The sequence below is a fragment of the Pseudomonas sp. 10(2024) genome (assembly GCF_045164175.1).
Classification (GTDB): Bacteria; Pseudomonadota; Gammaproteobacteria; order Pseudomonadales; family Pseudomonadaceae; genus Aquipseudomonas; species Aquipseudomonas alloputida.
On sequence record NZ_CP174006.1, the window covers coordinates 4,651,407 to 4,677,075 of the forward strand.

The 25,669-nt window shown below is 61.1% G+C and carries 28 protein-coding genes; 13 read left to right on the top strand and 15 right to left on the bottom strand.

Annotation, left to right across the window (positions count from 1 at the left end):
* Nucleotides 1-73: 73 nt before the first annotated feature.
* The 6 genes from ACI7M0_RS21065 (at nt 74) to ACI7M0_RS21090 (ending at nt 4,968) form a co-directional block, all read left to right on the top strand.
* The gene (locus ACI7M0_RS21065; protein WP_012053577.1) at nt 74-1,105 is read left to right on the top strand and encodes an ABC transporter ATP-binding protein; all 1,032 of its coding nucleotides are present in this window, start codon (nt 74-76) and stop codon (nt 1,103-1,105) included.
* 1 nt (nt 1,106) lies between these two features.
* Entirely contained in the window at nt 1,107-2,018 is a 912-nt protein-coding gene (locus ACI7M0_RS21070) for an ABC transporter permease (RefSeq protein WP_129933985.1), read from the top strand.
* The gene (locus tag ACI7M0_RS21075; RefSeq protein WP_104962454.1) at nt 2,008-2,814 is read left to right on the top strand and encodes an ABC transporter permease; all 807 of its coding nucleotides are present in this window, start codon (nt 2,008-2,010) and stop codon (nt 2,812-2,814) included. The genes ACI7M0_RS21070 and ACI7M0_RS21075 overlap by 11 nt, the downstream gene beginning before the upstream one ends.
* Nucleotides 2,815-2,831: 17 nt before the next feature.
* Complete coding sequence (locus ACI7M0_RS21080; RefSeq protein WP_129933984.1) at nt 2,832-4,256, top strand: gamma-aminobutyraldehyde dehydrogenase; 1,425 nt, start codon at nt 2,832-2,834, stop codon at nt 4,254-4,256.
* A 128-nt stretch (nt 4,257-4,384) separates the two neighbouring features.
* Nucleotides 4,385-4,639 (top strand): type II toxin-antitoxin system HicA family toxin, encoded by a 255-nt coding sequence (locus ACI7M0_RS21085; RefSeq protein ID WP_014754315.1) that lies wholly within the window; start codon nt 4,385-4,387, stop codon nt 4,637-4,639.
* Complete coding sequence (locus ACI7M0_RS21090; RefSeq protein ID WP_003252175.1) at nt 4,636-4,968, top strand: type II toxin-antitoxin system HicB family antitoxin; 333 nt, start codon at nt 4,636-4,638, stop codon at nt 4,966-4,968. Before ACI7M0_RS21085 ends, ACI7M0_RS21090 begins: the two co-directional genes overlap by 4 nt.
* A gap of 68 nt (nt 4,969-5,036) precedes the next feature.
* Here the strand turns inward: ACI7M0_RS21090 and ACI7M0_RS21095 are convergent, their stop codons facing one another.
* The gene (locus ACI7M0_RS21095) at nt 5,037-6,143 is read right to left on the bottom strand and encodes an NADH:flavin oxidoreductase/NADH oxidase (protein ID WP_064490846.1); all 1,107 of its coding nucleotides are present in this window, start codon (nt 6,141-6,143) and stop codon (nt 5,037-5,039) included.
* Nucleotides 6,144-6,590: 447 nt separating this feature from the next.
* On the opposite strand from ACI7M0_RS21095, the gene ACI7M0_RS21100 reads away from it, so the two are divergent.
* From ACI7M0_RS21100 to ACI7M0_RS21115, 4 genes are all read left to right on the top strand, one after another.
* A complete protein-coding gene (locus ACI7M0_RS21100; protein ID WP_129933693.1) occupies nt 6,591-6,851 on the top strand; it encodes a DUF3077 domain-containing protein in 261 nt (86 codons plus the stop codon).
* 425 nt (nt 6,852-7,276) lie between these two features.
* Nucleotides 7,277-7,870 (top strand): 2OG-Fe(II) oxygenase, encoded by a 594-nt coding sequence (locus ACI7M0_RS21105; RefSeq protein ID WP_129933694.1) that lies wholly within the window; start codon nt 7,277-7,279, stop codon nt 7,868-7,870.
* The gene (locus ACI7M0_RS21110) at nt 7,867-8,730 is read left to right on the top strand and encodes a hypothetical protein (RefSeq protein WP_129933695.1); all 864 of its coding nucleotides are present in this window, start codon (nt 7,867-7,869) and stop codon (nt 8,728-8,730) included. Before ACI7M0_RS21105 ends, ACI7M0_RS21110 begins: the two co-directional genes overlap by 4 nt.
* Nucleotides 8,731-8,759: 29 nt before the next feature.
* A complete protein-coding gene (locus ACI7M0_RS21115) occupies nt 8,760-9,317 on the top strand; it encodes a hypothetical protein (RefSeq protein WP_129933696.1) in 558 nt (185 codons plus the stop codon).
* Between the two features lie 99 nt (nt 9,318-9,416).
* Here ACI7M0_RS21115 and recJ read toward each other — a convergent pair whose 3' ends face one another.
* Together recJ and ACI7M0_RS21125 are read right to left on the bottom strand one after the other, a co-directional pair.
* Complete coding sequence (recJ, locus tag ACI7M0_RS21120) at nt 9,417-11,126, bottom strand: single-stranded-DNA-specific exonuclease RecJ (protein WP_129933697.1); 1,710 nt, start codon at nt 11,124-11,126, stop codon at nt 9,417-9,419.
* Nucleotides 11,127-11,134: 8 nt separating this feature from the next.
* Entirely contained in the window at nt 11,135-11,677 is a 543-nt protein-coding gene (locus ACI7M0_RS21125) for a YaeQ family protein (protein WP_003252169.1), read from the bottom strand.
* A gap of 130 nt (nt 11,678-11,807) precedes the next feature.
* On the opposite strand from ACI7M0_RS21125, the gene ACI7M0_RS21130 reads away from it, so the two are divergent.
* Nucleotides 11,808-13,007, top strand: coding sequence for a CaiB/BaiF CoA-transferase family protein (locus ACI7M0_RS21130; RefSeq protein WP_010952569.1), 1,200 nt, complete (start codon nt 11,808-11,810; stop codon nt 13,005-13,007).
* A gap of 20 nt (nt 13,008-13,027) precedes the next feature.
* Nucleotides 13,028-13,903, top strand: coding sequence for a TIGR02285 family protein (locus ACI7M0_RS21135; RefSeq protein WP_129933698.1), 876 nt, complete (start codon nt 13,028-13,030; stop codon nt 13,901-13,903).
* A gap of 187 nt (nt 13,904-14,090) precedes the next feature.
* On the opposite strand, the gene ACI7M0_RS21140 is transcribed toward ACI7M0_RS21135, so the two are convergent.
* The 6 genes from ACI7M0_RS21140 to xerD form a co-directional block, all read right to left on the bottom strand.
* Nucleotides 14,091-14,372 carry a DUF3509 domain-containing protein gene (locus ACI7M0_RS21140; protein ID WP_061405586.1) on the bottom strand — a complete coding sequence of 94 codons (282 nt, stop codon included), beginning with the start codon at nt 14,370-14,372 and terminating at the stop codon, nt 14,091-14,093.
* Between the two features lie 79 nt (nt 14,373-14,451).
* The gene (locus ACI7M0_RS21145; RefSeq protein ID WP_129933699.1) at nt 14,452-14,871 is read right to left on the bottom strand and encodes a response regulator; all 420 of its coding nucleotides are present in this window, start codon (nt 14,869-14,871) and stop codon (nt 14,452-14,454) included.
* A 130-nt stretch (nt 14,872-15,001) separates the two neighbouring features.
* Nucleotides 15,002-16,411: a threonine synthase gene (gene thrC / locus ACI7M0_RS21150; RefSeq protein ID WP_129933700.1), complete on the bottom strand. Its 1,410-nt coding sequence runs from the start codon at nt 16,409-16,411 to the stop codon at nt 15,002-15,004.
* Nucleotides 16,412-16,470: 59 nt separating this feature from the next.
* Complete coding sequence (locus ACI7M0_RS21155) at nt 16,471-17,775, bottom strand: homoserine dehydrogenase (RefSeq protein ID WP_129933701.1); 1,305 nt, start codon at nt 17,773-17,775, stop codon at nt 16,471-16,473.
* 83 nt (nt 17,776-17,858) lie between these two features.
* A complete protein-coding gene (locus ACI7M0_RS21160) occupies nt 17,859-18,602 on the bottom strand; it encodes a thioredoxin fold domain-containing protein (RefSeq protein WP_049587384.1) in 744 nt (247 codons plus the stop codon).
* Nucleotides 18,603-18,755: 153 nt separating this feature from the next.
* Nucleotides 18,756-19,652: a site-specific tyrosine recombinase XerD gene (gene xerD / locus ACI7M0_RS21165; RefSeq protein WP_003252154.1), complete on the bottom strand. Its 897-nt coding sequence runs from the start codon at nt 19,650-19,652 to the stop codon at nt 18,756-18,758.
* 68 nt (nt 19,653-19,720) lie between these two features.
* Here xerD and ACI7M0_RS21170 point away from each other — a divergent pair, with 68 nt between their 5' ends.
* Entirely contained in the window at nt 19,721-21,526 is a 1,806-nt protein-coding gene (locus ACI7M0_RS21170; RefSeq protein ID WP_020191174.1) for a sodium:proton antiporter, read from the top strand.
* Between the two features lie 3 nt (nt 21,527-21,529).
* Here ACI7M0_RS21170 and ACI7M0_RS21175 read toward each other — a convergent pair whose 3' ends face one another.
* The 6 genes from ACI7M0_RS21175 to ffh all read right to left on the bottom strand — a co-directional run bounded on the left by ACI7M0_RS21175 (nt 21,530) and on the right by ffh (nt 25,610).
* The gene (locus ACI7M0_RS21175) at nt 21,530-21,937 is read right to left on the bottom strand and encodes an acyl-CoA thioesterase (RefSeq protein WP_014592194.1); all 408 of its coding nucleotides are present in this window, start codon (nt 21,935-21,937) and stop codon (nt 21,530-21,532) included.
* Between the two features lie 94 nt (nt 21,938-22,031).
* On the bottom strand, nt 22,032-22,382 hold the full coding sequence (gene rplS / locus ACI7M0_RS21180; protein WP_003252148.1) for a 50S ribosomal protein L19: 351 nt from the start codon (nt 22,380-22,382) through the stop codon (nt 22,032-22,034).
* A 42-nt stretch (nt 22,383-22,424) separates the two neighbouring features.
* Complete coding sequence (gene trmD, locus ACI7M0_RS21185; protein ID WP_003252146.1) at nt 22,425-23,177, bottom strand: tRNA (guanosine(37)-N1)-methyltransferase TrmD; 753 nt, start codon at nt 23,175-23,177, stop codon at nt 22,425-22,427.
* Between the two features lie 3 nt (nt 23,178-23,180).
* Nucleotides 23,181-23,717: a ribosome maturation factor RimM gene (gene rimM, locus ACI7M0_RS21190; RefSeq protein WP_129933702.1), complete on the bottom strand. Its 537-nt coding sequence runs from the start codon at nt 23,715-23,717 to the stop codon at nt 23,181-23,183.
* 5 nt (nt 23,718-23,722) lie between these two features.
* Complete coding sequence (rpsP, locus tag ACI7M0_RS21195) at nt 23,723-23,974, bottom strand: 30S ribosomal protein S16 (RefSeq protein WP_003252142.1); 252 nt, start codon at nt 23,972-23,974, stop codon at nt 23,723-23,725.
* 259 nt (nt 23,975-24,233) lie between these two features.
* Complete coding sequence (ffh, locus tag ACI7M0_RS21200; RefSeq protein WP_003252139.1) at nt 24,234-25,610, bottom strand: signal recognition particle protein; 1,377 nt, start codon at nt 25,608-25,610, stop codon at nt 24,234-24,236.
* Nucleotides 25,611-25,669: the final 59 nt, after the last annotated feature.

The window sequence follows — 25,669 nt, forward strand, 5'->3', positions numbered from 1 at the left end:
GCGCGTCCTGTAGGAGCGGGTTCACCCGCGAAGAGGCCGGCACAGGAGAACCCTTGTTGTCCGGAGTCCACGTATGCCCCTAGCCGTCCAGTTCACCCAGGTTTCCCGCACCTTCGGCGAGGTCAAGGCCGTCGACCAGGTCAGCATCGACATCATCGATGGCGAGTTCTTTTCCATGCTCGGCCCTTCCGGCTCGGGCAAGACCACCTGCCTGCGCCTGATCGCAGGCTTCGAGCAACCCTCCAGCGGTTCGATCCGCATCCAAGGGGTCGAGGCCGCTGGCCTGCCGCCCTACCAACGTGACGTCAACACAGTGTTCCAGGACTATGCGCTGTTCCCGCACATGAACGTGCTGGACAACATCGCCTATGGCCTGAAGGTAAAAGGCGTGGGCAAGGCCGAACGCCACAGCCGCGCCGAAGAAGCCCTGGCCATGGTGGCTCTGGCTGGCTATGGCGCGCGCAAACCGGCACAGCTGTCTGGCGGCCAGCGTCAGCGCGTGGCCCTGGCCCGGGCGTTGGTCAACCGGCCGCGGGTGCTGCTGCTGGATGAGCCACTGGGCGCGCTGGACCTGAAACTGCGCGAACAGATGCAAGGCGAGCTGAAAAAGCTGCAACGCCAACTGGGCATCACCTTCATCTTTGTCACCCACGACCAGACCGAAGCGCTGTCGATGTCCGACCGGGTCGCGGTGTTCAACCGCGGCCGTATCGAACAGGTCGACACCCCGCGCAACCTGTACATGAAGCCCAGCACAACCTTCGTCGCTGAATTCGTCGGCACGTCCAACGTGGTGCGGGGCGAACTGGCCATGCAGCTCAACGGCAGCCCGGCGCCCTTCTCCATCCGTCCCGAGCACATTCGCCTGGGCGACCCGGTAGTGACCAGCCATGAGGTACAGGTCAGCGGCGTGCTGCGTGATGTCCAGTACCAAGGCAGCGCCACACGCTACGAACTGCAGCTGGAAAACGGTCAACTGCTGGCAGTAAGCCAGGCCAATGACCGCTGGCAGAAGCAGGTACAGGCCTGGCAGCCCGGGCAACGCCTGCAGGCGCACTGGCCCCGCGAGGCCATGACGGTGCTGCAGGAAACCGAGGGCCGCTGACATGAGCACACTGCGCGCCCTGTCCAACCTGCTGTACCGGCGCCCCAACCTGTACCTGGCACTGCTGTTGATCCCGCCGCTGACCTGGTTCGGCGCGATTTACCTGGGTTCGCTGCTGAACCTGCTGTGGCAGGGCTTCTATACCTTCGACGACTTCACCATGGCGGTGACCCCGGACCTGACCCTGGGCAACTTCGCCGCACTGTTCAACCCGTCGAACTTCGACATCATCCTGCGCACCCTGGGCATGGCGGTGGCGGTGTCGCTGGCCAGCGCGGTACTGGCCTTCCCCATCGCCTATTACATGGCGCGCTACACCAGCGGCAAGACCAAGGCGTTTTTCTACATCGCGGTGATGATGCCGATGTGGGCCAGCTACATCGTCAAGACCTATGCCTGGACCCTGCTGCTGGCCAAGGGCGGCGTGACCCAATGGTTCGTCCAGCAGCTGCATCTGGATGGCATGCTGCAAGCAGTGCTGGCCGTGCCGGGCGTGGGCGGCAGCACGCTGTCGACTTCGCACCTGGGGCGCTTCCTGGTGTTCGTGTATATCTGGCTGCCGTTCATGATCCTGCCGATCCAGGCCTCGCTGGAGCGCTTGCCACCGTCGCTGCTGCAGGCGTCGGCGGACCTGGGTGCCCGGCCAGGGCAAACGTTCGTGCAGGTGATCCTGCCGCTGTCGATCCCCGGCATCGCCGCCGGCTCGATCTTCACCTTCTCGCTCACCCTGGGCGACTTCATCGTGCCGCAGCTGGTCGGCCCGCCCGGCTACTTCATCGGCAGCATGGTCTATGCCCAGCAAGGGGCGATCGGCAACATGCCGATGGCCGCCGCGTTCACCTTGGTGCCCATCGTGCTGATCGCGGTATACCTGGCCATCGTCAAACGCCTGGGGGCTTTCGATGCACTCTGAAAAAGCGTCTGCAGGGCTGCGCCTGGCGGCGTGGGGCGGCTTGCTGTTCCTGCACTTCCCGATCCTGATCATCTTCCTGTACGCCTTCAATACCGAAGACGCGGCGTTCAGCTTTCCGCCCAAAGGCTTTACCCTGAAGTGGATCGACGTGGCCTTCACCCGGCCCGATGTGCTCGAGGCAATCAAGCTTTCGCTGCAGGTGGCTTGCCTGGCCACATTGATCGCACTGGTGCTCGGTACGCTGGCCTCGGCGGCGCTCTATCGGCGCAGCTTCTTCGGCAAGGAGAGCATTTCGCTGGTGCTGATCCTGCCCATCGCCCTGCCAGGCATCATCACCGGCCTCGCCCTGCTCTCGGCATTCAAGACGCTGGGGATAGAGCCCGGGGTGTTCACCATCGTAGTCGGCCACGCCACGTTCTGCGTGGTGATCGTCTACAACAATGTGATCGCCCGCCTGCGGCGTACCTCGCAAAGCCTGATCGAAGCTTCGATGGACCTTGGCGCCGACGGTTGGCAGACCTTCCGCTACATCGTCCTGCCCAACCTCGGCTCGGCGCTGCTGGCGGGCGGCATGCTGGCCTTTGCCTTGTCGTTCGATGAAATCATCGTCACCACGTTCACCGCCGGCCACGAGCGCACCCTGCCGATCTGGCTGCTCAACCAGCTCAGCCGCCCGCGCGACGTGCCCGTGACCAACGTTGTCGCCATGCTGGTGATGCTGGTGACCATGCTGCCGATTCTTGGCGCCTATTACCTGACCCGTGGCGGCGACAGCGTCGCGGGCGGTGGCAAATGACCCTGGAGGAGCCCCCGATGCAAACGCAGATGCTGATCAATGGCCAGCTGGTCGCTGGCCAAGGCCCGGCCTGGACCGTGCTCAACCCGGCGCTGGGCACTGCCCTGGCGCAGATCAACGAAGCCACCGAGGCGCAGGTGGACAGTGCCGTGCGCGCTGCCGACCAGGCCTTCGACAGCTGGTCGCAAACCAGCCCTAAAGAACGTTCGCAGGCTTTGCTGGCGCTGGCCGATGCCATCGAAGCCCATGGCGATGAACTGGCCCGGCTGGAATCACAGAACTGCGGCAAGCCCCTGAGCGCTGCACTCAACGACGAGATCCCGGCGATTGCCGACGTGTTCCGTTTCTTTGCCGGTGCGGCGCGCTGCCTGGGCGGCTCAGCGGCAGGCGAGTACCTGCCGGGCCACACCTCGATGATCCGCCGCGACCCGTTGGGCGTGGTGGCTTCCATCGCGCCGTGGAACTACCCGCTGATGATGCTGGCCTGGAAGATCGCACCGGCCCTGGCTGCCGGCAACACCGTGGTGATAAAGCCGTCCGAGCTGACGCCGCTGACGGCCCTACGCCTGGGCGAACTGGCCCAGGACCTGCTACCACCCGGGGTGCTGAACATTCTCTTCGGCCGCGGCCAGACGGTCGGCAACCCGTTGATAACCCACCCCAAGGTGCGCATGGTGTCGCTGACCGGCTCGATCCCCACCGGCGCGCACATCATCAGCGCCACCGCCGACAGCGTGAAACGCATGCACATGGAGCTGGGTGGCAAGGCGCCGGTGCTGGTGTTCGATGACGCTGACATCGATGCCGCCATCGACGGCATCCGCACCTTCGGCTTCTACAACGCCGGCCAGGACTGCACCGCAGCCTGCCGCCTGTATGTGCAGGACGGGATCTACGAGCGCTTTGTCGAACGCCTGGGTAAAGCCGTAGCCAGCCTCAAGCCGGGCCTGCAGGAATCTGAAGAAACCGAACTGGGGCCACTGATCAGCGCCCAGCACCGCGACAAGGTCGCCGGGCTGGTGCAGCGGGCCATCGCCCAGCCGCACATTCGTCTGGTAACCGGTGGCAAGCCAATAGCGGGCGATGGCTTTTTCTTCGAGCCTACCGTGCTGGCCGACGCCCTGCAGGACGACGAGATCGTGCGCAACGAAGTGTTTGGCCCGGTGGTTTCGGTCACCCGCTTCACCGATGAAGCGCAGGTGCTGGAATGGGCCAACGACTCCAACTACGGCCTGGCCTCATCGGTATGGACCCGCGACACCGGCCGCGCCCACCGCCTGGCGGCGCGCTTGCAGTATGGCTGCACCTGGGTGAATACCCACTTCATGCTGGTCAGCGAAATGCCCCATGGCGGGCAGAAGCATTCGGGGTATGGCAAGGACATGTCGATGTATGGACTGGAGGACTACACCTGTGTGCGGCATGTGATGATCAAGCACTAAGTGCTCGCGTTGACCGAGGGGCTTGAATGCCCCTTGGCCAACGTCTCAGAATTTTCCTTCAACCGTGATCTACTCCCTCCTACTGCACGTTCATTGAGCTCTCTTGACTGGTATCATAATCTGATACCATGAATAATCATCAGCAAGCCACACTTGAAGCATTACTTAAAAGGCCGGTTCCCAGAACACTGGAGTGGGCGCGGGTGGAGTCTCTGCTGGTATCGCTGGGTGCCAGGGTCGTAGAAGGAAGAGGATCACGGGTTCGCTTTGAACTCAATGGAGCAGTGGCAACCTTCCACCGCCCTCATCCGGACAGGCACGCCAAGCCCTATCAACTAAGAGACGCCCGCCAGTTCATTGAGCAGGCAGGAGTATTACCATGAATGTAATGACTTACCGCGGATACGCCGCTCGTATCGAATACAGCGACGAAGACCAGTTGCTGATCGGCCATGTCGCCGGCATTCGCGACGTGATAGGTTTTCATGGCGAATCGATCAGTGAGTTGCGCCAGGCATTTGAAGAAGCCGTTGACGATTATCTTGAGACTTGCGAACGCCTTGGGCGGGAACCGCAGAAAACGTATTCCGGCAAGCTCAGCCTACGCCTTGAGCCTACCCTTCACGCCAGTGTGGCGGCCAAGGCGGAGCTGGCCGAAAAAAGCATCAACCAATGGGTAAGCGATATTCTCAGCAAGGCTGCCTATAGCTGAACCCAGGGCCGCTTTGCGGCCCTTTCGCGAGACACGGCCACTCCTGCAAGGGCCGCGCAAGGCATGGGTCAGTCGCGCAAATCCGACTCGTGAATCGGGTTGGCGCGGCTGGTCGCACGCTGGTATTGCGCAGGCCAGGTGGCCTTGTTGCCGCCCAGGTCGTCGTCGGCATGCAGAGGCCAGTACGGGTCGCGCAACAGTTCGCGGGCGAGGAAGATGATATCGGCCTGGCCGGTGCGCAGGATGTGCTCGGCCTGTGCCGGTTCGGTGATCATGCCCACGGTGCCGGTGGCGATTTCCGATTCCTTGCGCACGCGCTCGGCAAAGCGGGTCTGGTAGCCGGGGCCGGTGGGGATCTCGGCGTTGACCGAGGTGCCACCAGAAGAAACATCGATCAGATCCACGCCCAAACTCCGCAGGCGGCGTGCCAGTTCGACGGTTTCATCCGGGTTCCAGCCATCCTCTACCCAATCGGTAGCCGATACCCGCACGAACAGCGGCAATTCGGCAGGCCAGGTTTTGCGCACGGCCTCGACCACCTCCAGGGTCAGGCGGATACGGTTTTCGAAGCAACTGCCATATTGGTCACGGCGCTGGTTGCTCAGCGGTGACAGGAACTGGTGCAGCAGGTAGCCATGGGCAGCATGGATTTCCACCACCTTGAATCCAGCCTTCAAGGCGCGCTCGGTCGAGGCGACGAAGGCGGCGATCACCTCCTGAATCTCGTCCTGGCTCAACTCGCGTGGAGGCGTGTGCTGCGGATCGAAGGCGATCTTCGACGGCCCCACCGGCTGCCAGCCGCCCTCCTCCAGTTTGACGCTGCCTTGTTTGCCAAGCCACGGGCGGTAGGTACTGGCTTTGCGCCCGGCGTGAGCCAGCTGGATGCCTGGCACGGCCCCCTGGGCACTGATGAAGCGGGTGATGCGCTGCAACGGCGCTATCTGGGCGTCGTCCCACAGGCCCAGGTCTTCGGCGGTGATCCGGCCATCGGCGGTCACCGCCACGGCTTCAGTGATTACCAGGCCGGCGCCACCGACGGCGCGACTACCTAAATGGACGAGATGCCAGTCGTTGGCCAAGCCATCGACGGCGGAATACTGGCACATTGGTGACACGGCGATGCGGTTGGGCAAGGTCAGCTGACGCAGGGTGTAAGGCTCGAGCAGCAGGCTCATGAGGGCACCTCCCAAGGACTCCAATGGTGATCCGGCCCGGACACTCAATTGCACGTCCCTGGCCCAGGTCCGGTCATAACTTCAGACTAGACCAGAATGGGTGGGGGGGAGGTTCCATGGGATTTTGGGTGGGGTGTGGTTTTTTTGTCTTGAGAGTATGTCGCCTTTGCTGGTTGCTGGCATTCAGCGTCCGGGCGTGGAATCCCGATCAATTACCGAGTAACTGTCGTCATGGCCGTTGTGCGCGGAAGGTCACAAGCCTACCGGGTTAACTCGTAGCCTGGATTCCACACCGCGTACAGCTGCCACCCTTCGTGTGGAATCGGAGAAGCAGTCAATCAGTAAGCCTACGAATTATTGATATGAAAATGACAGTCCCTGATCTCCCCCTCATTTCGATTAGAACTTTCATTCATTGTCACTCGAAATGATTCAGGAGAAGGATCAATGAGCACAGTCGACACCCAATTCACCGTCGGCAAAACCACTTTCTTCCAAGGTAAAAACCAGACCCACCCACTGTATCGCATCGAAGCAGGCATTCCGTGCCGGGACGCCCGTGACCAGGCATCCGAATTGATGGGTTATGTGCGCGAACTGACCATCCTCGGCCTGATGGATGAGAAACCCATGATGATCTGGGCTGCCCACTACCTCAGTGCGATGGCCAAGGCGTTGATGGATGATGCCGAGTTAGGCTCTGTATGAAATGCCTTGATACTCGGTAATGCTGCGTTGAAAACAGCCTCGGTATGCTCATTTACGGCCCATAAACTGCGCTTCTTCGGCTGTTTTCGCCTTGCCTGACTTTCGTCTCAAGGCATTTCATACACCCCCTAGGTATGTCGCGTTGAGGTTGGCGCCACTGTTACTCGGCTAAGGGCAGTAATTACTCCATACATGATGGGTCACCTCCCCCATGTACACCTTCTTGCCCCGACGCACCGGGGCAACGGAAGATTTCCCACAGCCAATTGCCTCAAGAGCCACATCAGCTTCGGAAAATCTTCTCAATCAGTAACCCCCATATCTTATCGAACCCACTACACCAAGCGACTAATGTCTCCTAGCGCCAACCACCACTATCTGGCTAACAGCCTTTAAGGCATTGTACAAAACTTGAGACATAGCCAATGCAAAGACAATTCGTTCCAAGTGACATTAGCATTCTAGACAATGCCATTACACTTGATGAACAAGCCAAACTTAACAACGCGTTCTCACACCCCCTATGGCGATATGACTGGCCAGTAAATTCTACGCCCTTCGCTCGCCCCTGCTGGCATTTTTTTATTGCAGGGAGCAAGCGTGAATCACTGGAATGTTGTGAGCAAGAACTGGTCGCAAACGAGCGCTGGGGATTCCTCATCAACATCTGGAAGCGTCTATGTACTGGACACATGAAAAACTCCAGACTGATCGGCGTGTATGCAAACGGCCAGACCGCAGGGCAGGACAGCCCAATTCACCGAGACAACCTGCCAAGCGAGCCAGGGTATACCGCAGTCCTTTTCTGTAACGACTACTGGGCAACGACATGGGGAGGTGAGCTTTTATTCTGCAATGACGCCAAGACTGACGTTATCGCTGCGGCACTACCCAAACCAAGGCGTATCGCAATCTTCGACGGTGAAATTCCACACCGAGCTAACTCACCAACCATAGACTGCGACCGTCTGCGCCTCACTATTGCGTTCAAGACAATAAACAAGGATTTCAAAATATGACTAAACGGGTCGAAATATTTGTGGCCATGGTTGACAGAGTTGGAAACCCTGGATTCCAAGCAGGCGCGGCTGCTGCGGTGCATGACCAGTTCACCACTGACAGTCAAGGCTTTTCGCTAGTTGTGCAGACTGCGCAGACCGCCAGTGCCATTGCCTCCGTGCTGTCCGTTACGCAAATGACTGCGGGAGCAGTGCCGTTTTTGAATATCGTAACCAATACTCTCGCGGGTACGGTGACATTTTTGAAAATCGTTGCTGAATCCAAGGAAGGAAAAGAGCCAAAAGAAGGTGATTACATAAGTTTAGTAGGCAACGTAGCTGGTGTGGTGGCGGGGTTTGCACTCCTGGCGGCGGCCCCTTATACCGCTGGTGTATTCACTGCTGTCGCGCTGGGCGCCAGCTTACTAGGCACATATAATTCAGAGTTAGCTAAAAATATCGCAACAGCCATAGCGCCAATTATGAACAGCTTAAAAACACACGACATATCCAGCGAAGCACCAAAGCCTATATTAGCCCCAAACTTAGCAATTACCAATCCAGAGACTATAAATAATCACTTCGGCGGATTAATTCAGGTAGTCACATGGCACCCCGATACGTTGGAGATCCAGCTAGGCACAAGAAGATTAGAGCTATTTCAAGTGAACAACTGGGGGCAACCAGTTATTTATGGCGGTATGAACCCACCCATTCAGCCGCCGCCATCTACTAGTGACGGCGCTACGATCACCGTGGGAATTGACAGCATTAATCGACAACCGCCCGCAGGTCCTCGTCCATCAATCACCACCGTCATAGGTGGCGGCCAGGACAAGTACGCTTGTTGCTCTGCCCCACAGCAAGACAAATATCGTTAGAAGGCTTCATCCCTAGGAGGGATTTGCTGATGTTAACTTGGCGTTCCTGGATCGAAATCATGCAGGCTTTGGAACCCCATAAGCGAATGACATCCATGTTACTTATCGGCTTCATTTTCTTATGTTTTATTCCGATCTACCTAACGAACTGGAACAGCAGCACACAACCAGTAACAGCTCCCTGGGTACGCGTTCCAGCCACTCTTACATCAAAACCCGAACTTTGGGAGCATGACAAGTCGATCTACAGTTTTGGCATTACTTACACCGAACCAAGCGGCCATCTGATCAAAACATGGGTTTATGCAGAAAAAGCCCGCTTCGACGCCGCCAACCTTAGCAAGGCGACGCCCCTGTTTGCAGATGTCGAAGATGCTTTAGCCGGCTCAATCGTCAGACAATTATCGACCAGCGATGAAATTCTGTACGATCAAGCAATCAAGAAGTATGTGATAGAGACTTACAACCGGGAAGCAGTCGAGGGGATTGTGTTCTTCTCACTGCTGAGCCTGGCTTCGTTCGTCGCAGCAGGCGTCATGCACTGGCAGATCCGGAAGTGCAAAAGGCAATCCGAGATCCGCCACTAACAGTTGTATGTGTGGGAGCGGGCATGACTTGAATTCAATGCGGTCGAGGTGGGAGCTGGCTTGCCGGCGATAGTCTGCAAAGCAGCCCCCTATTTGCAGTCAGCGCGGCTCCATGTGGGCAATCATCAACTGCACACTTTCATTGCCGCGAAACTCGTTCACATCCAGCTTGTACGCCAACTCGACCCAACGCACGGTCGGGTTCGGCCACACTTCACGATCGACGCCGAAGGCAATGCCATCCAGCCGTACCGACCCACACTCGCTCTTGAGCACCACCTTCAGGTGCCGCTCGCCAACCACACGCTGCTCCACCAGCTGGAACACGCCATGGAACAGCGGCTCTGGGAAGTGCTGGCCCCATGGGCCGGCATGGCGCAGGGCCTTGGCCAGGTCGAGGTGGAACTCCTCTACCGCCAGGCTGCCGTCGGACAACAGCCGGCCGGTCAGGTCTTCTTCGCGCAGTTGACGCCGCACTTCTTCGTCGAAGGCCTCGGCGAATGCCGGGAAGTTGCTTTCTGGCAACGACAAACCGGCAGCCATGGCATGGCCGCCGAACTTGCTGATCAGCTGCGGGTGGCGCGCGGCCACGGCATCCAGCGCATCGCGAATATGGAAGCCCGGCACCGAGCGCGCCGAACCTTTGAGCATGCCGTCGCCAGCATCAGCGAACGCAATGGTCGGCCGGTGGTAACGTTCCTTCAGACGCGAAGCCAGAATACCGATCACCCCTTGGTGCCAATCGGCATCGAACAGGCACAAGCCGTAGGGCATGGACTCGACCGGCAGGTCCTTGAGCTGGGCCAGGGCCTCGCGCTGCATGCCCTGCTCGATGGACTTGCGGTCCTGGTTCAGGTCGTCCAGCTGCTGGGCCATGTCCTGGGCCAGCGCCGCGTCTTCGCACAGCAGGCATTCTATACCCAGGCTCATGTCGTCCAGCCGCCCTGCGGCGTTCAACCGCGGGCCGAGGATGAAACCGAGGTCGGTCGAGGTGATGCGCCGGTGATCACGGCGGGCCACTTCGAGAATGGCCTTCAGCCCTGGTCGGGCTCGACCGGCGCGGATGCGCTCGAGGCCTTGGTGCACCAGGATGCGGTTGTTGGCATCCAGCGGCACCACGTCAGCAACACTGCCCAGCGCCACCAGATCGAGCAGCTCGCCAATGTTCGGCTGTGGCTGCGCCTCGTAGCGCCCAAGGCTGCGCAAGCGAGCGCGCAGGGCCATCAACACATAGAAGATCACCCCTACCCCGGCCAGCGACTTGCTCGGAAAGCTGCAGCCCGGCTGGTTGGGGTTGATGATGGCATCGGCATCGGGCAACTGCTCGCCCGGCAGGTGGTGGTCGGTGACCAGCACCTTGAGCCCGGCGGCCTTGGCGGCTGCCACCCCATCAACACTGGAAATGCCGTTGTCCACGGTAATCAGCAACTGCGGCTGGCGCTGCAGCGCCACCTCGACGATTTCCGGGGTCAGGCCGTAGCCGTACTCGAAGCGGTTGGGTACCAGGTAATCGACATGGGCCGCACCCAGCAGGCGCAGGCCCAGCACCCCGACGGTGCTGGCGGTGGCACCGTCGGCATCGAAGTCGCCGACGATGAGGATGCGCTGGCGCTGGTCGATGGCTTCGACCAGCAGGTCCACACCGGCCTCGATGCCCTTGAGCTGCTGGTACGGCAGCAGGCGTGCCAGGCTTTTGTCCAGCTCGGCCTCGCTCTGCACGCCGCGCGCGGCGTAAAGGCGGGTCAGCAAGGGTGGCAGGTTACCCAGAAATGGCAGGGTCGGCGGCAGCGGGCGAGGTTCGATACGCATGGGTTGCTTCAACCACGCTCACCGAGCAGCCACTGCAGTTGCACTTCATGCTGGCCACGGTCGTCAGTCACGAATACCGTACCTTCACTGATCATCACGTCCCACTTGATGCTACGCGGCATGTCGGTCGCCAGGGTTTCCAGCACCTCTTGCGGCACAGCGGCAATGCTCAGGTTTTTCAGGTTCTTGACCGCGCTCACCACTTTGCCTTCCCACACTCGCAGGCTGCCGTACGCCAGCAAGCTGGTGCGTTCGGTACGGCGCGAGCACCAGGTCAGGCGATCGGCATCGGGCTGGCCAACTTCAATCCAGTGCAGCACGCGATCGTCCAGGCTCTTTTCCCACAGCGCTGGCTCATCGACATCCGACAGGCCGCGGCCAAACGACAAGTTCTCGTTGTACCAGAGCGCGTACGCCAACAAACGAACGGCCATGCGCTCTTCGGTTTCCGAAGGGTGCCGAGCGATAGTCTGTTTGACGCTTTCGTAGACGTTGCGATCAAGGTCGGTGAGATTCAATTCGAACTTGTAGGTGGTGGACGGCTGGGCCATGGTCGACGGGCTTCGTGCAAAAGAAAGTGGCACAGTCTAACCCATCCGCACCTTCCATGCCCCGCAGCAGTACCCGGCGAAACCGACGTGTGATAAAACCACGGCTCTGCCCAACTGCCACGGACACCCCATGTCGACGCCCAGCAAACCCCTCGCCGGCCTTAAAGTTGTCGAACTCGGTACCCTGATCGCAGGGCCGTTCGCCTCGCGTATCTGTGCCGAATTCGGCGCCGAAGTGGTCAAGGTCGAATCGCCCGATGGCGGCGACCCGCTGCGCAAGTGGCGCAAGCTGTACGAGGGCACCTCGCTGTGGTGGTTCGTGCAGGCCCGCAACAAGCAGTCACTCACCCTCAACCTCAAGCACCCCGAGGGCCGCGATATCCTCAAGCGCCTGCTGGCCGAGGCCGACATCCTGATCGAAAACTTTCGCCCGGGCGTGCTGGAAAAACTCGGTTTGGGGTGGGATGTGCTGCATGCGCTGAACCCGCGCCTGGTGATGGTGCGCCTGTCGGGCTTTGGCCAGACCGGGCCGATGAAAGACCAGCCAGGCTTCGGTGCCGTAGGCGAGTCGATGGGCGGCCTGCGCTATATCACCGGTTTCGATGACCGCCCGCCAGTGCGCACGGGGATTTCCATCGGTGACTCGATTGCCGCCCTGTGGGGGGTGATCGGCGCGCTGATGGCGCTGCGCCACCGGGAGGTGAATGGCGGCCAGGGCCAGGTGGTGGACGTGGCCCTGTACGAGGCGATCTTTGCCATGATGGAGAGCATGGTCCCGGAATTCGATGTGTTCGGTTTCATCCGCGAACGCACCGGCAACATCATGCCAGGCATCACGCCCTCCTCCATCCACACAAGCGCCGACGGCAAGCATGTACAGATCGGCGCCAACGGTGATGCGATCTTCAAGCGCTTCATGCAGGCCATCGGTCGCGATGACCTCGCCAACGACCCGACCCTGGCCAGCAACGACGGCCGCGACCTGCGTCGTGACGAGCTGTATGGGGTAATCGACCGCTGGGCCAACAGCCTGCCACTGGAGCAACTGATGCAGGTGCTGACCACTGCCGAAGTGCCGGCCAGCCGTATCTATTCGGCCGAAGACATGTTCAACGACCCCCAGTACCTGGCACGCGAGATGTTCCTGCAGGCCAAGCTGCCGGATGGCAAGCCATTCCACATGCCCGGCATCGTGCCCAAGCTGTCGGAGACTCCCGGCTCTAGCGAATGGGTCGGCCCGGCCTTGGGCGAGCATACCGAGGCGCTGCTCGGCAGCCTGGGCTACGACGCAGCGGCCATCGCCAGCCTGCGCGCAGCGGGCACGGTCTGATCCTGGCGCTGACCGGTTCCATGTGCGCGCCGCGTTGCCTACGCCATCTGGTCCTGCTTTGCGGGCTGTTGCCTGCGTTGCTGTTGCAGCCAGCAAGCGCCAAGGAGCACCTCTTCTGGCTGGTGCGCGACCTGCCACCGTTCACCATTTTTGAAGGCACGGAAGAAGGCCAGGGGGTCATCGACCAGTTGTTACCACTGCTGATCAGGCAGATGCCCGAGTACGAACACAGCATCGTGCGGGTCAACCGCGCCCGCGGCCTCCAGATGCTGCAAGACCGTGACACCTTCACCTGCGACCCAACCCTGCTGTGGACCCCTGAACGGGCCAAATATGTGCATTTTTCCGTTCCAGCGCTGGGCGTGCTTAGCGGCGGCCTGGTGTTGCGCAAGGAAAACCAGGCGCTGGTGGCACCCTACCTCGACGGCCATCAGGTGGACCTGCATGGCCTGCTGAGCAAGGCCCCGCTGAAACTGGGGATTGTCGCCGAGCGCAGCTACGGCACGCAGATTGACAGCATCCTGCGCCAGTTGCCCGACAGCGCGCTCAGCCGCCACTACGGCAACGAGGCCACCGCCAACCTGTTGCAGATGCAGCAACTGGGGCGCCTGCGCCTGGTGCTCGGCTACTGGCCTGAAGTGCGCTACCTGATCCAACAACAAGGCGGGTCACTGGCTGACTACCAGTTTCATACTGTGCAGGGCGTGAATCGCTACCAGTTTCTGCATGTGGGGTGTTCAAACAGCGAACTGGGGCGTGCGGCAGTTGCCCACATCGACCAGTTGCTGCCTACCCTGCGCCGGGATGTGTTGCCAGGGTTGTATGCCCGCTGGCTGGACCTGGCATTGCGAGAAGACTATCTACAGGAAAGCCGGCGTTTCTTTGAGGACAAATAAGCCCAACCCGTATGCACGGTCGTTGCAGAGGCAGACGGGGGATACGTGCCTGCCGAGAAAAAGAAACCCCGGACGCTGGGGAAGACGCCCGGGGCCAAGCGAAAGCCCTTGAGGACTTCCCGTGACAGCCTTGCCAGCGCCGGAGCAAAGCACTGGCTGGCTGCCCTTACACTGTCTGATAAACCACTCAGGCAAAGGTTCCCTGCGGTTGCTGGCGATGCTGCAATGCTGCGATTACACATGGCTGCAACCGCCCCTCAGCTATCTGCAGGTCTCGGTGCAGGCCGTCCACGAGGTCGATCAGCAGGCGTTGCTCCTGCAATTGGCGCTCGCTGACCGTGCGCCGCAAGGTAATACCCGAGAGAGGGTCGTGAACGGTCAGTTGGCGATTACCACTGGGATCGGCGGTGCCGAGGTGGGTCTGATAGGGCGTCAGGGCTTCGTTGAGCAGGCTGCAGATTCTTTCCATCCGGATCACTCGCTGCGTGGTGGGACCTAAAGTAACTGACCAGCAGGCGCCGCAGAAAGTTCGTCAAACCGCGCCCGCTTCAGTGAGCATGCGGGGCTGGCATGACAGTTTGAATACGCCTCCCTGGGCGCACCTGCAGTGTTTGCAAGGCATGCTGCAGGCGTGGCATCGACAGCGGCCAGGGCAACTCGTCGAGCACCCACATGCCGCGCTTCCTGGCCTCTTGGGCAAGGTTTTGACGCGTTGGGGCAGGATGGCCGACGAACAGCAATGCGCGCGCTCGCTGCGGCTGGGCGAACAGGGCAAGGCCGGCCCGGGCTGGCATGGCGTGGTCGAGGATCAGCAGGTCGGGGCGACGCTCAGCGCAGAGGCAGGCGTCGAGGTCAGCGATGCTCTCGCTGATGCGCACGTTGAAGACGCCTTGGCCGTTAAGGGCCTGGTGCAAGAGGATCTGGTGGGATGGGCGAGCCTGGTGGATCAACACATAGGGCTGGTGCATGAGCCGCTCCTGTTGGGAGGACCGGCTAATTTATGCGGGGTGCTCGGCAGGCCGAATAGGATGTTTCTGATAGACCTGAGGGAAAAGGCTGAGACGTTGGGGCTGCTCTGCAGCCCCAAACGCCATGCAGTTACAGCGGCTTGCCGCGGTTGCCGTGCTGGCTGACAAAGCCCTGTACAGCCTTCAGGTCGTTGGCCAGTACCGTGCAACGCTCTTCACGGCTGAACAGGTCGCTGAGGTGCGCGGGTAGCTCCAGCGCCTTGCCCACACCGGCCTTCTCCACCGCTTCCGGGAACTTGACCGGGTGCGCGGTACCCAGCACCACCATTGGCGTTTCCAGGCTGCGGCGGCACTCGCGGGCAGCCTTGACGCCGATTGCGGTATGCGGGTCGAGCACTTCACCGGTGGCGGCGAACACTTCTGCGATGGTCTCGCAGGTTTGCTCGTCACTGACAGCCAGCGAGTCGAACAGTTTGCGGGCTTCGGTCCAGCGGTCTTGCTCGACGCTGAAGCCGCCACCTTGCTTGAAGTTGGCCATCAGCTCGGCAATCGCACCACCGTTGCGGCCATGCAGGTCGAACAGCAGGCGCTCGAAGTTGGACGAGACCATGATGTCCATCGACGGCGACAGGGTCGCGTGCAGGGTTTCCTTGACGTACTGGTTGCCGCTCATGAAGCGGTGCAGGATGTCGTTGCGGTTGGTGGCGACGATCAATTGGCTGACCGGCAGGCCCATGTTGCGCGCCAGGTAGCCGGCGAAAATGTCGCCGAAGTTGCCGGTCGGTACCGAGAACGCCACCGAGCGCGCCGGGCCACCCAGCTGCAGGGCTGCATGGAAGTAGTAGACGATCTGGGCCATGATCCGCGCCCAGTTGATCGAGTTGACGGCGACCAGGCGGGTGCCCTTGAGGAACGACTGGTCGGCGAAACTGGCCTTGACCATTTCCTGGCAGTCGTCGAAGTTGCCTTCGATGGCGATGTTGTGGATGTTGTCGCCAAAGATGGTAGTCATCTGGCGGCGCTGCACTTCCGACACACGCTGGTGCGGGTGCAGGATGAAGATGTCGACGTTGTCGCAACGGCGGCAGCCTTCGATCGCGGCAGAACCGGTATCACCGCTGGTGGCACCGATGATGACCACGCGCTCGTTGCGCTTGGCCAGCACATGGTCAAGCAGGCGACCGAGCAACTGCAGGGCAAAGTCCTTGAACGCCAGGGTCGGGCCGTGGAACAGCTCCAGCACCCACTCGTTGCTGTTCAGCTGACGCAACGGGGCGACCGCAGCGTGGGCGAACTCGCCGTAGGTTTCTTCGAGGATCTTCTTGAAGTCGGCGTCGGCGATGCTGCCTTCGACGAACGGACGCATCACACGGAAGGCCAGCTCGTGGTAGGGCAAGCCGGCCCACGAGGCGATTTCTTCCTGGGTGAAGCGTGGCAGGTTTTCCGGCACGTAGAGGCCGCCGTCGCTGGCCAGGCCAGCCAGCAGCACGTCTTCGAAATTCAGGGCCGGTGCCTGGCCGCGGGTACTGATATAGCGCATGGGTGCAAACCTTCGATGCTGGGGCCGGGGCCGCGCGGGCGGCCCGTCGGCAATATTTGTTAGTTGAGCTGCTCGACGCGAATGCGCACAACCTTGCCGACCACGTCCTGCAGGGCTTCCAGGGCGACGATGGCGTCATTGATACGGTGCTCGACCACGCCATGGGTCACCAGGATCATTGGCACCAGGCCGTCCTGTTCCTCGGCTTCCTTCTGCATGATCGACTCGATGTTGATACCGCGCTCCGAGAGGATGCTGGCGACCTGGGCCAGTACGCCCGGGTGATCCTTGGCCTGGATGCGCAGGTAGTAGGCGCTTTCGCAGGCTTCGATCGGCAGGATCGGGTGGGCCGACAGCGAGTCTGGCTGGAAGGCCAGGTGCGGCACACGGTTTTCCGGGTCGGAGGTCATGGCACGGACCACGTCGACCAGGTCGCCGACCACTGACGAAGCGGTAGGCTCCATACCCGCGCCGGCACCGTAGTACAGGGTGGAGCCAGCAGCATCACCGTTGACCATGACAGCGTTCATCACACCGTTGACGTTGGCGATCAGACGGTCGGCCGGGATCAGCGTCGGGTGCACGCGCAGCTCGATACCTTCGGCGGTGCGACGCGCCACACCCAAGTGCTTGATGCGGTAGCCCAAGGCCTCGGCGTAGTTCACGTCTGCCGTTGTCAGCTGGGTGATACCTTCGGTGTAGGCCTTGTCGAACTGCAGCGGGATACCGAACGCGATGGACGCCAGAATCGTCAGCTTGTGCGCAGCGTCGATGCCTTCTACGTCGAAGGTCGGGTCGGCTTCGGCGTAGCCCAGCGCCTGGGCTTCAGCCAGCACGTCCGGGAAGGCACGGCCCTTCTCACGCATTTCGGTGAGGATGAAGTTGCCGGTGCCGTTGATGATGCCGGCCAGCCAGTTGATGCGGTTGGCCGACAGGCCTTCGCGGATGGCCTTGATCACCGGGATGCCACCGGCTACGGCCGCCTCGAACGCGACAATCACGCCCTTCTCGCGGGCTTTGGCGAAGATTTCGTTGCCGTGCACGGCAATCAGCGCCTTGTTGGCGGTGACCACGTGCTTGCCGTTTTCGATGGCCTTCAGCACCAGGTCGCGGGCGATGGTATAGCCACCGATCAGCTCGATGACAATGTCGATCTCCGGGTTGCTTGCAACTTCGAACACGTCAGCGGTAATGGGGGTACCGGTAATCTGGCAGTTCGGGTTCTGCGAGCGCATGGCGATCTGTGCCACTTCAATACCGCGCCCGGCACGGCGGGCAATCTCCTCGGCGTTGCGCTGAAGTACATTGAAGGTTCCGCCACCGACGGTCCCCAACCCACAGATGCCTACTTTGACCGGTTTCACTGTGAACTCCCCATTGAACGGCCGACACGTTTGCCGACCGTGAAACTTGCCGTCACCCCATGACGACGGCGTACTGAACTGGATTACTTGGCAAGTGCCAGCTTGGCGACCTGCGGTGCCGGCTGGTAGCCCGGAATGACCTGGCCGCTTTCAAGAACAATGGCCGGCGTGCCGTTGACCCCGATCGACTGACCCAGCTGGAACTGCTTGCTGACCGGGTTGCTGCACTTGGCGGCCTTGATTTCTTCACCTTCGACCATTTTGTCCATCGCCCCACGGCGGTCGCTGGAGCACCACACCGCCTGCAACTGCTGGTCACCCGACGAACCGAGGCCCTGGCGCGGGAAGGCGACATAGCGCACTTCGATACCGCGACGGTTCAACTCGGGCACTTCGGCGTGCAGCTTGTGGCAGTACGGGCAGGTAGTGTCGGTGAATACGGTGATGTGCGACTTGGTCTCGCCTTTGGCAGGATAAACCACCATCTCGCCGGCTGGAATGCCGTTGATGAGCTTGGCGATACCTTGGCGTTCGGTTTTTTCGGTGAGGTTGACCGGCTTGCCGTCCTGGATCTGGAACAGATAGCCCTGCATCACGAACTGGCCGTCAGCGCTGGCGTACAGCACGCGGCCGCCCTGCAGCTTGACTTCATAGAGGCCGTTGAGCGGGCTGCTGGCCACGCTTTCCACAGGCACTTCCAGTTCGAGGTTCTGCAACGATTTACGGATGGCCTGCTCGGCACCGGCGTTGCTATCGGTTGCCGCGGCAACGGCAAAGGTACTGGCTAGCGCCAACGCGGCGGCGGCGAAAAACTGGGTCACGCGCATGGGAACTCCTGAAGGCGGACAGGGGCCGGAGGGCGCCACCTGCGGAAAATACGCGGTGACCGTGCGGCCCTTGGTGCAAACCGCCCAAGCCTACCACATCACGCTGCAAGTGAAGGGGGTCGCAAGGACCGGTCGGCGGAACATGAAAAACATTCATCCACGCGGGTGGTGCTGGGCGTGCAACTGCTGCAGGCGGGCCTTGGCGACATGGGTATAGATCTGTGTGGTCGACAGGTCACTGTGGCCCAGCAGCATCTGCACCACCCGCAAGTCGGCACCGTGGTTGAGCAGGTGGGTGGCGAAGGCATGCCGCAGGGTGTGCGGCGACAGCGGCTTGTCGATGCCGGCAACCCGTGCGTGGTGTTTGATACGGTGCCAGAAGGTCTGGCGCGTCATCTGCTCGCCGCGCTGACTGGGGAACAGCACGTCGCTGGGCCGGCCATTGAGCAGTTCGGCGCGGCCATCGCGCTGGTAGCGCTCCAACCACACCACCGCCTCTTCACCCATGGGCACCAGACGTTCCTTGCTGCCCTTGCCCATCACCCGCAGCACACCCTGGCGCAGGTTGACCTGGTCGAGGGTCAGGCTGACCAGTTCGGTAACCCGAAGGCCGCACGCGTAGAGCACTTCGAGCATGGCACGGTCGCGCTGGCCAATGGCTTCGCCCAGGTCCGGAGCCTGCAACAGGGCTTCGACGTCGGCTTCGGACAGTGACTTGGGTAGCGGCTTGCCCAATTGCGGCATGTCGACCTGCAGGGTCGGGTCGATGGCCACCAGCTTTTCCCGCAGCAGGTAACGGAAGAAGCCGCGCAGGCCGGAGAGGAAACGCGCCGTGGAACGTGGCTTGTAGCCCTGATCCAGGCGCCAGGCCAAGTGATCGAGGATCAGGTCGCGGCCGGCGTCCGGCAGCGATACCGAATGCTCCTGCAACCAGCCATTGAACAGGGCCAGGTCGCTGCGGTAGGACACGCGGGTGTTGTCGGACAGGCCTTTTTCCAGCCATAAGGCGTCAAGGAACTGGTCGATCAGGGGGTGGTCGAGGGCGGGCATGAAATCTCGGTGGCAAACGACGAAATGGCGCTTAGTCTTTCATAACAACGCCGGCATAGGGAGCCCGCATGAGCGAACAGCAGATCCTTCTGAGTGTGGGCGGCATCGGCGCAGCGGCGCTCGCCTGCCAGTGGCTGGCCTGGCGCCTGAAGTTGCCGGCGATTCTGTTTCTGTTGTTGGCCGGGATCCTTGCCGGCCCAGCGCTGGGATGGCTCGACCCCGAGGCGCTGTTCGGCCCATTGCTGATGCCGCTGGTGTCGCTGTCGGTGGCGCTGATTCTGTTCGAAGGCAGCCTGACCCTGCACCTGTCGCAGTGGCGCGAGATTGGCAGCGTGGTGCATCGCCTGGTCACGGTGGGTGCACTGGTCACCTGGCTGGTGATTGCACTGGCAACCCACTGGCTGCTCGGGTTCGACTGGCCGCTGGCGATTCTTTTCGGCACCTTGACCCTGGTGACCGGCCCCACGGTGATCGTGCCCATGCTGCGCGTGGTGCGGCCAAAGGCAGCGATCGCGAACATCCTGCGTTGGGAAGGGATCATGATCGACCCGATCGGCGCGCTGCTCGCCGTGGTGGTCTACAGCTTCATCATCGCCAGCGCCGAGGGTAACGGCCTGAGCCAGAGCCTCATCACCTTCGCCGGTGTGCTCTTCTGCGGCACCACCCTGGGCGCGGCGGGGGGCTGGCTGCTGGGGCAAATCATGCGCGAACAGTGGCTACCAGAGTATCTGCACAACCTCGCGTCACTGGCGGCGGTACTGGGGATATTCATCGCCGCCAACCAGATCATGCACGAGTCCGGGCTGCTTGCCGTGACCGTGATGGGCATGTGGCTGGCCAACATGCGCGGGGTTGATGTGCGGCAGATCCTGCACTTCAAGGAAAACCTCAGTGTGCTGCTGATTTCCGGCCTGTTCATTCTGCTGGCTGCACGCCTTGACCTGCATGCCCTGCTAGGCCTTGGCCCTGCTGTGCTGGCATTGTTGCTGGTGATCCAGCTGCTGGCACGCCCGCTCAACGTCTGGCTGGCCACACTGGGCTCGACACTCAACTGGCGGGAGCGCGCGCTGCTGGCCTGGATTGCGCCACGCGGCATCGTCGCGGCGGCCGTTTCAGCCATTTTTGCCATCCGCCTGCACCAGGCCGGCCACCAGGATGCCTTGCTGCTGGTACCGCTGACCTTCGCGGTCATCATCGGCACGGTGGTACTGCAAAGCGCCACGGCCAGGCCGCTGGCACGCTTGCTCAAGGTCGCCGAACCGGCACCCAGCGGGTTTCTCATCGTCGGTGCCAACGAACCGGCCCGGGCCATTGCCAAAGCCCTTCAACACCTGGGCTGCCGGGTCTTGCTGACGGACTCCAGCTGGGAAAACATCCGCGCCGCACGCATGGACGGGCTCACGACCTACTTTGGCAACCCGGCCTCGCAGCATGCCGACGCCCATCTTGACCTGGTCGGCCTCGGGCACTTGCTGGGCCTCTCTCCCGCCGGCGAAATCAATGCCCTGGCCTGCGCCAGGTTCCGTCATGATTTCGGCCACAGCCGGCTGTTCGTGCTAGCCAGTGGTCTGGAGAAACAACGTAGCGACAAGCACCGAGCGGCCGAAGAGCACCGCGGGCATCTATTGGGGGCCAAGCCGATGACCTATCTGCAGCTGGCCAACCGCATGCATCAGGGCGCCGAGCTGTATAGCACCAACCTGACCGAAGGCTTTGGCTGGGATGCCTACCAGGCGCTGCATGGCGAGCGGGCACACTTGCTGTTCGCCCGCGATGGCCAGGGCTGGGTCCATGTAGCCAGCCCTGATAACCCGTTGCAGCCGCAGCCGGGCTGGACCCTGGTGGCATTGATCGAGCCTGCACCAGAGCCGTGATACTCAGGCGCCTGGCAGCACGGGCACCGGGCGCTTGTCCTCGTCGATGGCGACGAAGCTGAACACCCCATGGATCGCCCGGTCACGGCCATCCAGGTACATGTTCTCGACAAACACATCCACCTGCACCTGCAAGCTGGTGTTGCCGACCTTGATCACCGTCCCCACCAGCTCGACGATCGAGCCCGCCGGAATCGGGTGCTTGAAATCGATGCGGTCGGTAGACACGGTCACCAACGGCAGGCGGCAGAAACGCGTGGCAGCGATGAACGACACTTCGTCCATCCAGGCCAGGGCGGTGCCGCCGAACAGGGTGTTGTGGTGGTTGGTGGTATTGGGGAACACCGCCTTGGTCACGCGGGTCACCGACAGTTCGGTGCGGCGCTGGATTTCCTGGTCTCGGGTCGTCATGGCAATCACATTTTCGGGGTTTCAAAACGCAAAAAAGCAGCCCGAAGGCTGCTTTTTTCTCGCTAGGCGGCCTCGGCCACCGGGCAAACTGCACTCAGGACAGTTTTTCCTTGATGCGAGCGGCTTTGCCGGACAGGTCGCGCAGGTAGTACAGCTTGGCTTTACGCACGTCACCACGACGTTTCACGGCCAGGCTGTCGATTTGCGGGCTGTAGGTCTGGAAGGTACGCTCTACGCCAACGCCGCTGGAGATCTTGCGCACGGTGAAGGCGCTGTTCAGACCGCGGTTACGCTTGGCGATAACGACGCCTTCGAACGCCTGCAGACGGGAACGCTCACCTTCCTTCACTTTAACCTGAACGACAACGGTGTCGCCTGGTGCGAAGGTTGGGATTTCCTTGCTCATCTGCTCGGCTTCGAGCTGCTGGATGATCTTGTTGGTCATGCTGTGCTCCTAAGATGGATACGCGATCCACCATCGATACGTTTAACTATCGTCCCGCTCGCGGAGATATTCCTCGAGCAGCTTCTTCTCTTCTCCAGAAAGCGAGCGACTTTCCAGAAGATCGGCGCGTCGTTCGAAGGTCCTACCAAGGGACTGCTTCATCCTCCAACGCCGGATATGTGCATGGTTGCCACTTAGCAACACGTCGGGAACACGCTGATCCGCATACACCTCAGGCCGGGTGTAGTGCGGGCAATCGAGCAGACCGTCGGTGAAGGAATCTTCTTCCGCCGAGTCCACATGCCCTAAAGCTCCGGGCAGCAGTCGCGTAACCGCATCGATCAGTACCATGGCCGGCAGCTCGCCACCGGAAAGCACATAGTCGCCAATCGACCACTCCTCATCGACATGAGCCTCGATAAAGCGCTCGTCGATGCCTTCATAACGACCGGCGATCAGGATCAACGATTCCTGTTCGGCCAGGCCTTTGACCGCCTGCTGAGTCAGCTTGCGGCCTTGTGGCGAAAGGTAGATCACCTTCGCCGCTGCTCCGGTCGCCTGCCTGGCGCTAACCAGGGCGTCTTCCAGAGGCTTGATTTTCATCACCATGCCCGGACCACCGCCAAACGGCCGATCATCTACCGTATGGTGACGATCTGTGGTGTAGTCCCGCGGGTTCCAGCAAGTCACCTGAAGCAACCCTTGTTTCACCGCGCGGCTGGTAATGCCGTACTCCGTGATGGCCGAGAACATCTCGGGGAACAACGTGATGACGTCTACGCGAAGGTTACCCATCGTTTAGAAGTCCGCGTCCCATTCGACCCGCATCACGCCTGCTTCGAGGTCGATTGCCAGCACACATTGCTCCGTATAGGGCAACAGACGCTCGCGATCATCCAGGCTGCCTGCGCAGGGCTTGACCACCATTACATCGTTCGCACCGGTCTCCAACAGGTGATCGACCTTGCCGAACAGTTGTTCGTCCTGGTTGATGACCTTCAGACCTACCAACTGGTACCAGTAGTACTCGTCGGCAGCCAGGTTGGGCAAAAGGCTCCGCGGGATGCAGATTTCGTAACCGCTCAGAAGACGGGCTTCATCGCGATCGTCGAGACCTTTCAGCTTCACGACCAGGCCCTTTTGGGAGCCACGACCGCTGACCAGCTCGACCTGCTTTACCTTGCCTTCGTGCCGAAGCGTCCAGCGTGGATAATCCAACAGGTTTTCAATCGGATCGGTAAAGGAATACACCTTCACCTCGCCGCGAACGCCGTGAACCGAAAAAACCTTGCCAACGACGATGAGGTCGTCAGCCTTTTCTGGCGTCGCGTTCATACTATTCAGGCAGCGGCCTTGGCAGCTTCCTTCAGCAGCTGAGCAACACGCTCAGACGGCTGTGCACCCTGGCTCAGCCAGTAGGTGACGCGCTCTTGGTTGACCGACAGCTTAACTTCGGCGCCAGCAGCGATTGGGTTGAAGAAACCTACGCGCTCAACGAAACGGCCGTCACGGGCGTTACGCGAGTTGGTCACGGTCAGGTGGTAGAATGGGCGCTTTTTCGAGCCGCCACGGGCCAGACGAATGGTTACCATGTGAACATCGTTCCTATAGTCGGTGCTGCAGTTGATACAGCAGCTGGTACTGCAAATCTGAATGCCAAATAGGCACACGGGTGCCCAAAAGGCCGCATATTCTCGGGGAATACACGGACATTTGCAAATGACTTTTTCGGCAAGGCCTCGCCCTGCCGTCCAGATTTGCCGGTTGCGCCGCGAAATTCGCGGCTGTTGCCCCGCTACAGCGGGGGTTCTGGGCGCCTGCCCGACAAAAGGCAGGCACCCGGATCAGGGGTTACAGCTTTGGCATGCCGCCACCTGGCAGCATCCCACCGAGGCCGCGCATCATCTTGGCCATGCCGCCTTTGGCAGAAAACTTCTTCATCATCTTCTGCATCTGCTTGTGCTGCTTGATCAGCCGGCCGATGTCCTGCACCTGGGTACCGGAACCCAACGCAATACGGCGCTTGCGCGAACCGCTGATCAGGTCAGGGTCGCGACGCTCGGCCGGGGTCATGGAGTTGATGATCGCTTCCATCTGCTTGAACTGCTTTTCGGCCGCGCCCTGGGCGTTGCCCATTTGCGACAGGTTGACCCCGCCGATACTTGGCAGCTTGTCCATCAGGCCGCCGAGGCCGCCCATGTTCTTCATTTGCTGCAGCTGGTCACGGAAGTCTTCGAGGTCGAAGCCCTTGCCCTTCTTCAGCTTCTTGGCCAGCTTGTCGGCCTTGGCCTTGTCGATGGTCTGCTCAGCCTGCTCGATCAGGCTGAGCACGTCGCCCATGCCGAGGATGCGCGAAGCGACGCGGTCGGGGTGGAACGGCTCGAGGGCCTCGGTCTTCTCACCCATACCGATGAACTTGATCGGTTTGCCGGTGATTGCACGTACCGACAGTGCAGCACCGCCACGGGCGTCACCGTCAACCTTGGTCAGCACCACACCGGTCAGCGGCAGCGCCTCGCCAAAGGCTTTGGCGGTGTTGGCAGCGTCCTGGCCGGTCATGGCGTCGACCACGAACAGCGTCTCGATCGGTTTGACGGCAGCGTGCAGCGCCTTGATCTCGTCCATCATGTCGGCGTCGATGTGCAGACGGCCGGCGGTGTCGACGATGACCACGTCGATGAACTTCAGCTTGGCTTCACGGATGGCGGCTTCGGCGATGGCCACCGGCTTCTGGCTGATATCGGACGGGAAGAAGGTGACGCCGATATCGTTGGCCAGTGTTTCCAACTGCTTGATCGCCGCCGGACGATAGACGTCGGCAGACACCACCATCACGCTCTTTTTCTTGCGCTCTTTAAGAAAGCGCGCCAGCTTGCCGGCGGTGGTGGTCTTACCGGCGCCTTGCAGGCCCGCCATCAGCACGACGGCAGGCGGGGCGGCGTTCAGTGCGAGGTCTTCGTTGGCCGCGCCCATCAGGCTTTCCAGCTCGGCCTGGACGATCTTCACGAAGGCCTGGCCCGGAGTCAGGCTGCGCGACACCTCGGTCCCGACCGCACGATCCTTGACGCTGTTGACGAAATCCTTGACTACCGGCAGGGCAACGTCGGCCTCGAGCAGCGCCATGCGCACTTCGCGCAGCGTGTCCTTGATGTTGTCTTCGGTCAGCTTGGCCTTGCCGGTGACATGGCGCAGCGTCTGTGACAGGCGGTCGGTCAGGTTTTCGAACATGGTGATCCTTTCAGGCCCAGTAAAGCCGAGGTTTGTCAGGTGCCAGGGGGGAAACACAC

What these genes read in the sequence shown, in the direction of transcription:
- thrC (WP_129933700.1), bottom strand. Translation starts at nt 16,411, where the DNA reads ATGCGCTATATCAGTACCCGCGGCCAGGCACCGGCCCTGAATTTCGAA.
- ACI7M0_RS21175 (WP_014592194.1), bottom strand. Translation starts at nt 21,937, where the DNA reads ATGACGACCCGAGACCAGGAAATCCAGCGCCGCACCGAACTGTCGGTG.
- ACI7M0_RS21085 (WP_014754315.1), top strand. Translation starts at nt 4,385, where the DNA reads ATGAATAATCATCAGCAAGCCACACTTGAAGCATTACTTAAAAGGCCG.
- xerD (WP_003252154.1), bottom strand. Translation starts at nt 19,652, where the DNA reads ATGCCCGCCCTCGACCACCCCCTGATCGACCAGTTCCTTGACGCCTTA.
- ACI7M0_RS21115 (WP_129933696.1), top strand. Translation starts at nt 8,760, where the DNA reads ATGTTAACTTGGCGTTCCTGGATCGAAATCATGCAGGCTTTGGAACCC.
- ACI7M0_RS21170 (WP_020191174.1), top strand. Translation starts at nt 19,721, where the DNA reads ATGAGCGAACAGCAGATCCTTCTGAGTGTGGGCGGCATCGGCGCAGCG.
- ffh (WP_003252139.1), bottom strand. Translation starts at nt 25,610, where the DNA reads ATGTTCGAAAACCTGACCGACCGCCTGTCACAGACGCTGCGCCATGTC.
- rimM (WP_129933702.1), bottom strand. Translation starts at nt 23,717, where the DNA reads ATGAACGCGACGCCAGAAAAGGCTGACGACCTCATCGTCGTTGGCAAG.
- ACI7M0_RS21090 (WP_003252175.1), top strand. Translation starts at nt 4,636, where the DNA reads ATGAATGTAATGACTTACCGCGGATACGCCGCTCGTATCGAATACAGC.
- ACI7M0_RS21075 (WP_104962454.1), top strand. Translation starts at nt 2,008, where the DNA reads ATGCACTCTGAAAAAGCGTCTGCAGGGCTGCGCCTGGCGGCGTGGGGC.
- ACI7M0_RS21145 (WP_129933699.1), bottom strand. Translation starts at nt 14,871, where the DNA reads ATGCACCAGCCCTATGTGTTGATCCACCAGGCTCGCCCATCCCACCAG.
- ACI7M0_RS21095 (WP_064490846.1), bottom strand. Translation starts at nt 6,143, where the DNA reads ATGAGCCTGCTGCTCGAGCCTTACACCCTGCGTCAGCTGACCTTGCCC.
- ACI7M0_RS21130 (WP_010952569.1), top strand. Translation starts at nt 11,808, where the DNA reads ATGTCGACGCCCAGCAAACCCCTCGCCGGCCTTAAAGTTGTCGAACTC.
- ACI7M0_RS21160 (WP_049587384.1), bottom strand. Translation starts at nt 18,602, where the DNA reads ATGCGCGTGACCCAGTTTTTCGCCGCCGCCGCGTTGGCGCTAGCCAGT.
- ACI7M0_RS21100 (WP_129933693.1), top strand. Translation starts at nt 6,591, where the DNA reads ATGAGCACAGTCGACACCCAATTCACCGTCGGCAAAACCACTTTCTTC.
- rpsP (WP_003252142.1), bottom strand. Translation starts at nt 23,974, where the DNA reads ATGGTAACCATTCGTCTGGCCCGTGGCGGCTCGAAAAAGCGCCCATTC.
- trmD (WP_003252146.1), bottom strand. Translation starts at nt 23,177, where the DNA reads ATGGGTAACCTTCGCGTAGACGTCATCACGTTGTTCCCCGAGATGTTC.
- ACI7M0_RS21080 (WP_129933984.1), top strand. Translation starts at nt 2,832, where the DNA reads ATGCAAACGCAGATGCTGATCAATGGCCAGCTGGTCGCTGGCCAAGGC.
- ACI7M0_RS21105 (WP_129933694.1), top strand. Translation starts at nt 7,277, where the DNA reads ATGCAAAGACAATTCGTTCCAAGTGACATTAGCATTCTAGACAATGCC.
- ACI7M0_RS21065 (WP_012053577.1), top strand. Translation starts at nt 74, where the DNA reads ATGCCCCTAGCCGTCCAGTTCACCCAGGTTTCCCGCACCTTCGGCGAG.
- recJ (WP_129933697.1), bottom strand. Translation starts at nt 11,126, where the DNA reads ATGCGTATCGAACCTCGCCCGCTGCCGCCGACCCTGCCATTTCTGGGT.
- rplS (WP_003252148.1), bottom strand. Translation starts at nt 22,382, where the DNA reads ATGACCAACAAGATCATCCAGCAGCTCGAAGCCGAGCAGATGAGCAAG.
- ACI7M0_RS21110 (WP_129933695.1), top strand. Translation starts at nt 7,867, where the DNA reads ATGACTAAACGGGTCGAAATATTTGTGGCCATGGTTGACAGAGTTGGA.
- ACI7M0_RS21135 (WP_129933698.1), top strand. Translation starts at nt 13,028, where the DNA reads ATGTGCGCGCCGCGTTGCCTACGCCATCTGGTCCTGCTTTGCGGGCTG.
- ACI7M0_RS21125 (WP_003252169.1), bottom strand. Translation starts at nt 11,677, where the DNA reads ATGGCCCAGCCGTCCACCACCTACAAGTTCGAATTGAATCTCACCGAC.
- ACI7M0_RS21140 (WP_061405586.1), bottom strand. Translation starts at nt 14,372, where the DNA reads ATGGAAAGAATCTGCAGCCTGCTCAACGAAGCCCTGACGCCCTATCAG.
- ACI7M0_RS21070 (WP_129933985.1), top strand. Translation starts at nt 1,107, where the DNA reads ATGAGCACACTGCGCGCCCTGTCCAACCTGCTGTACCGGCGCCCCAAC.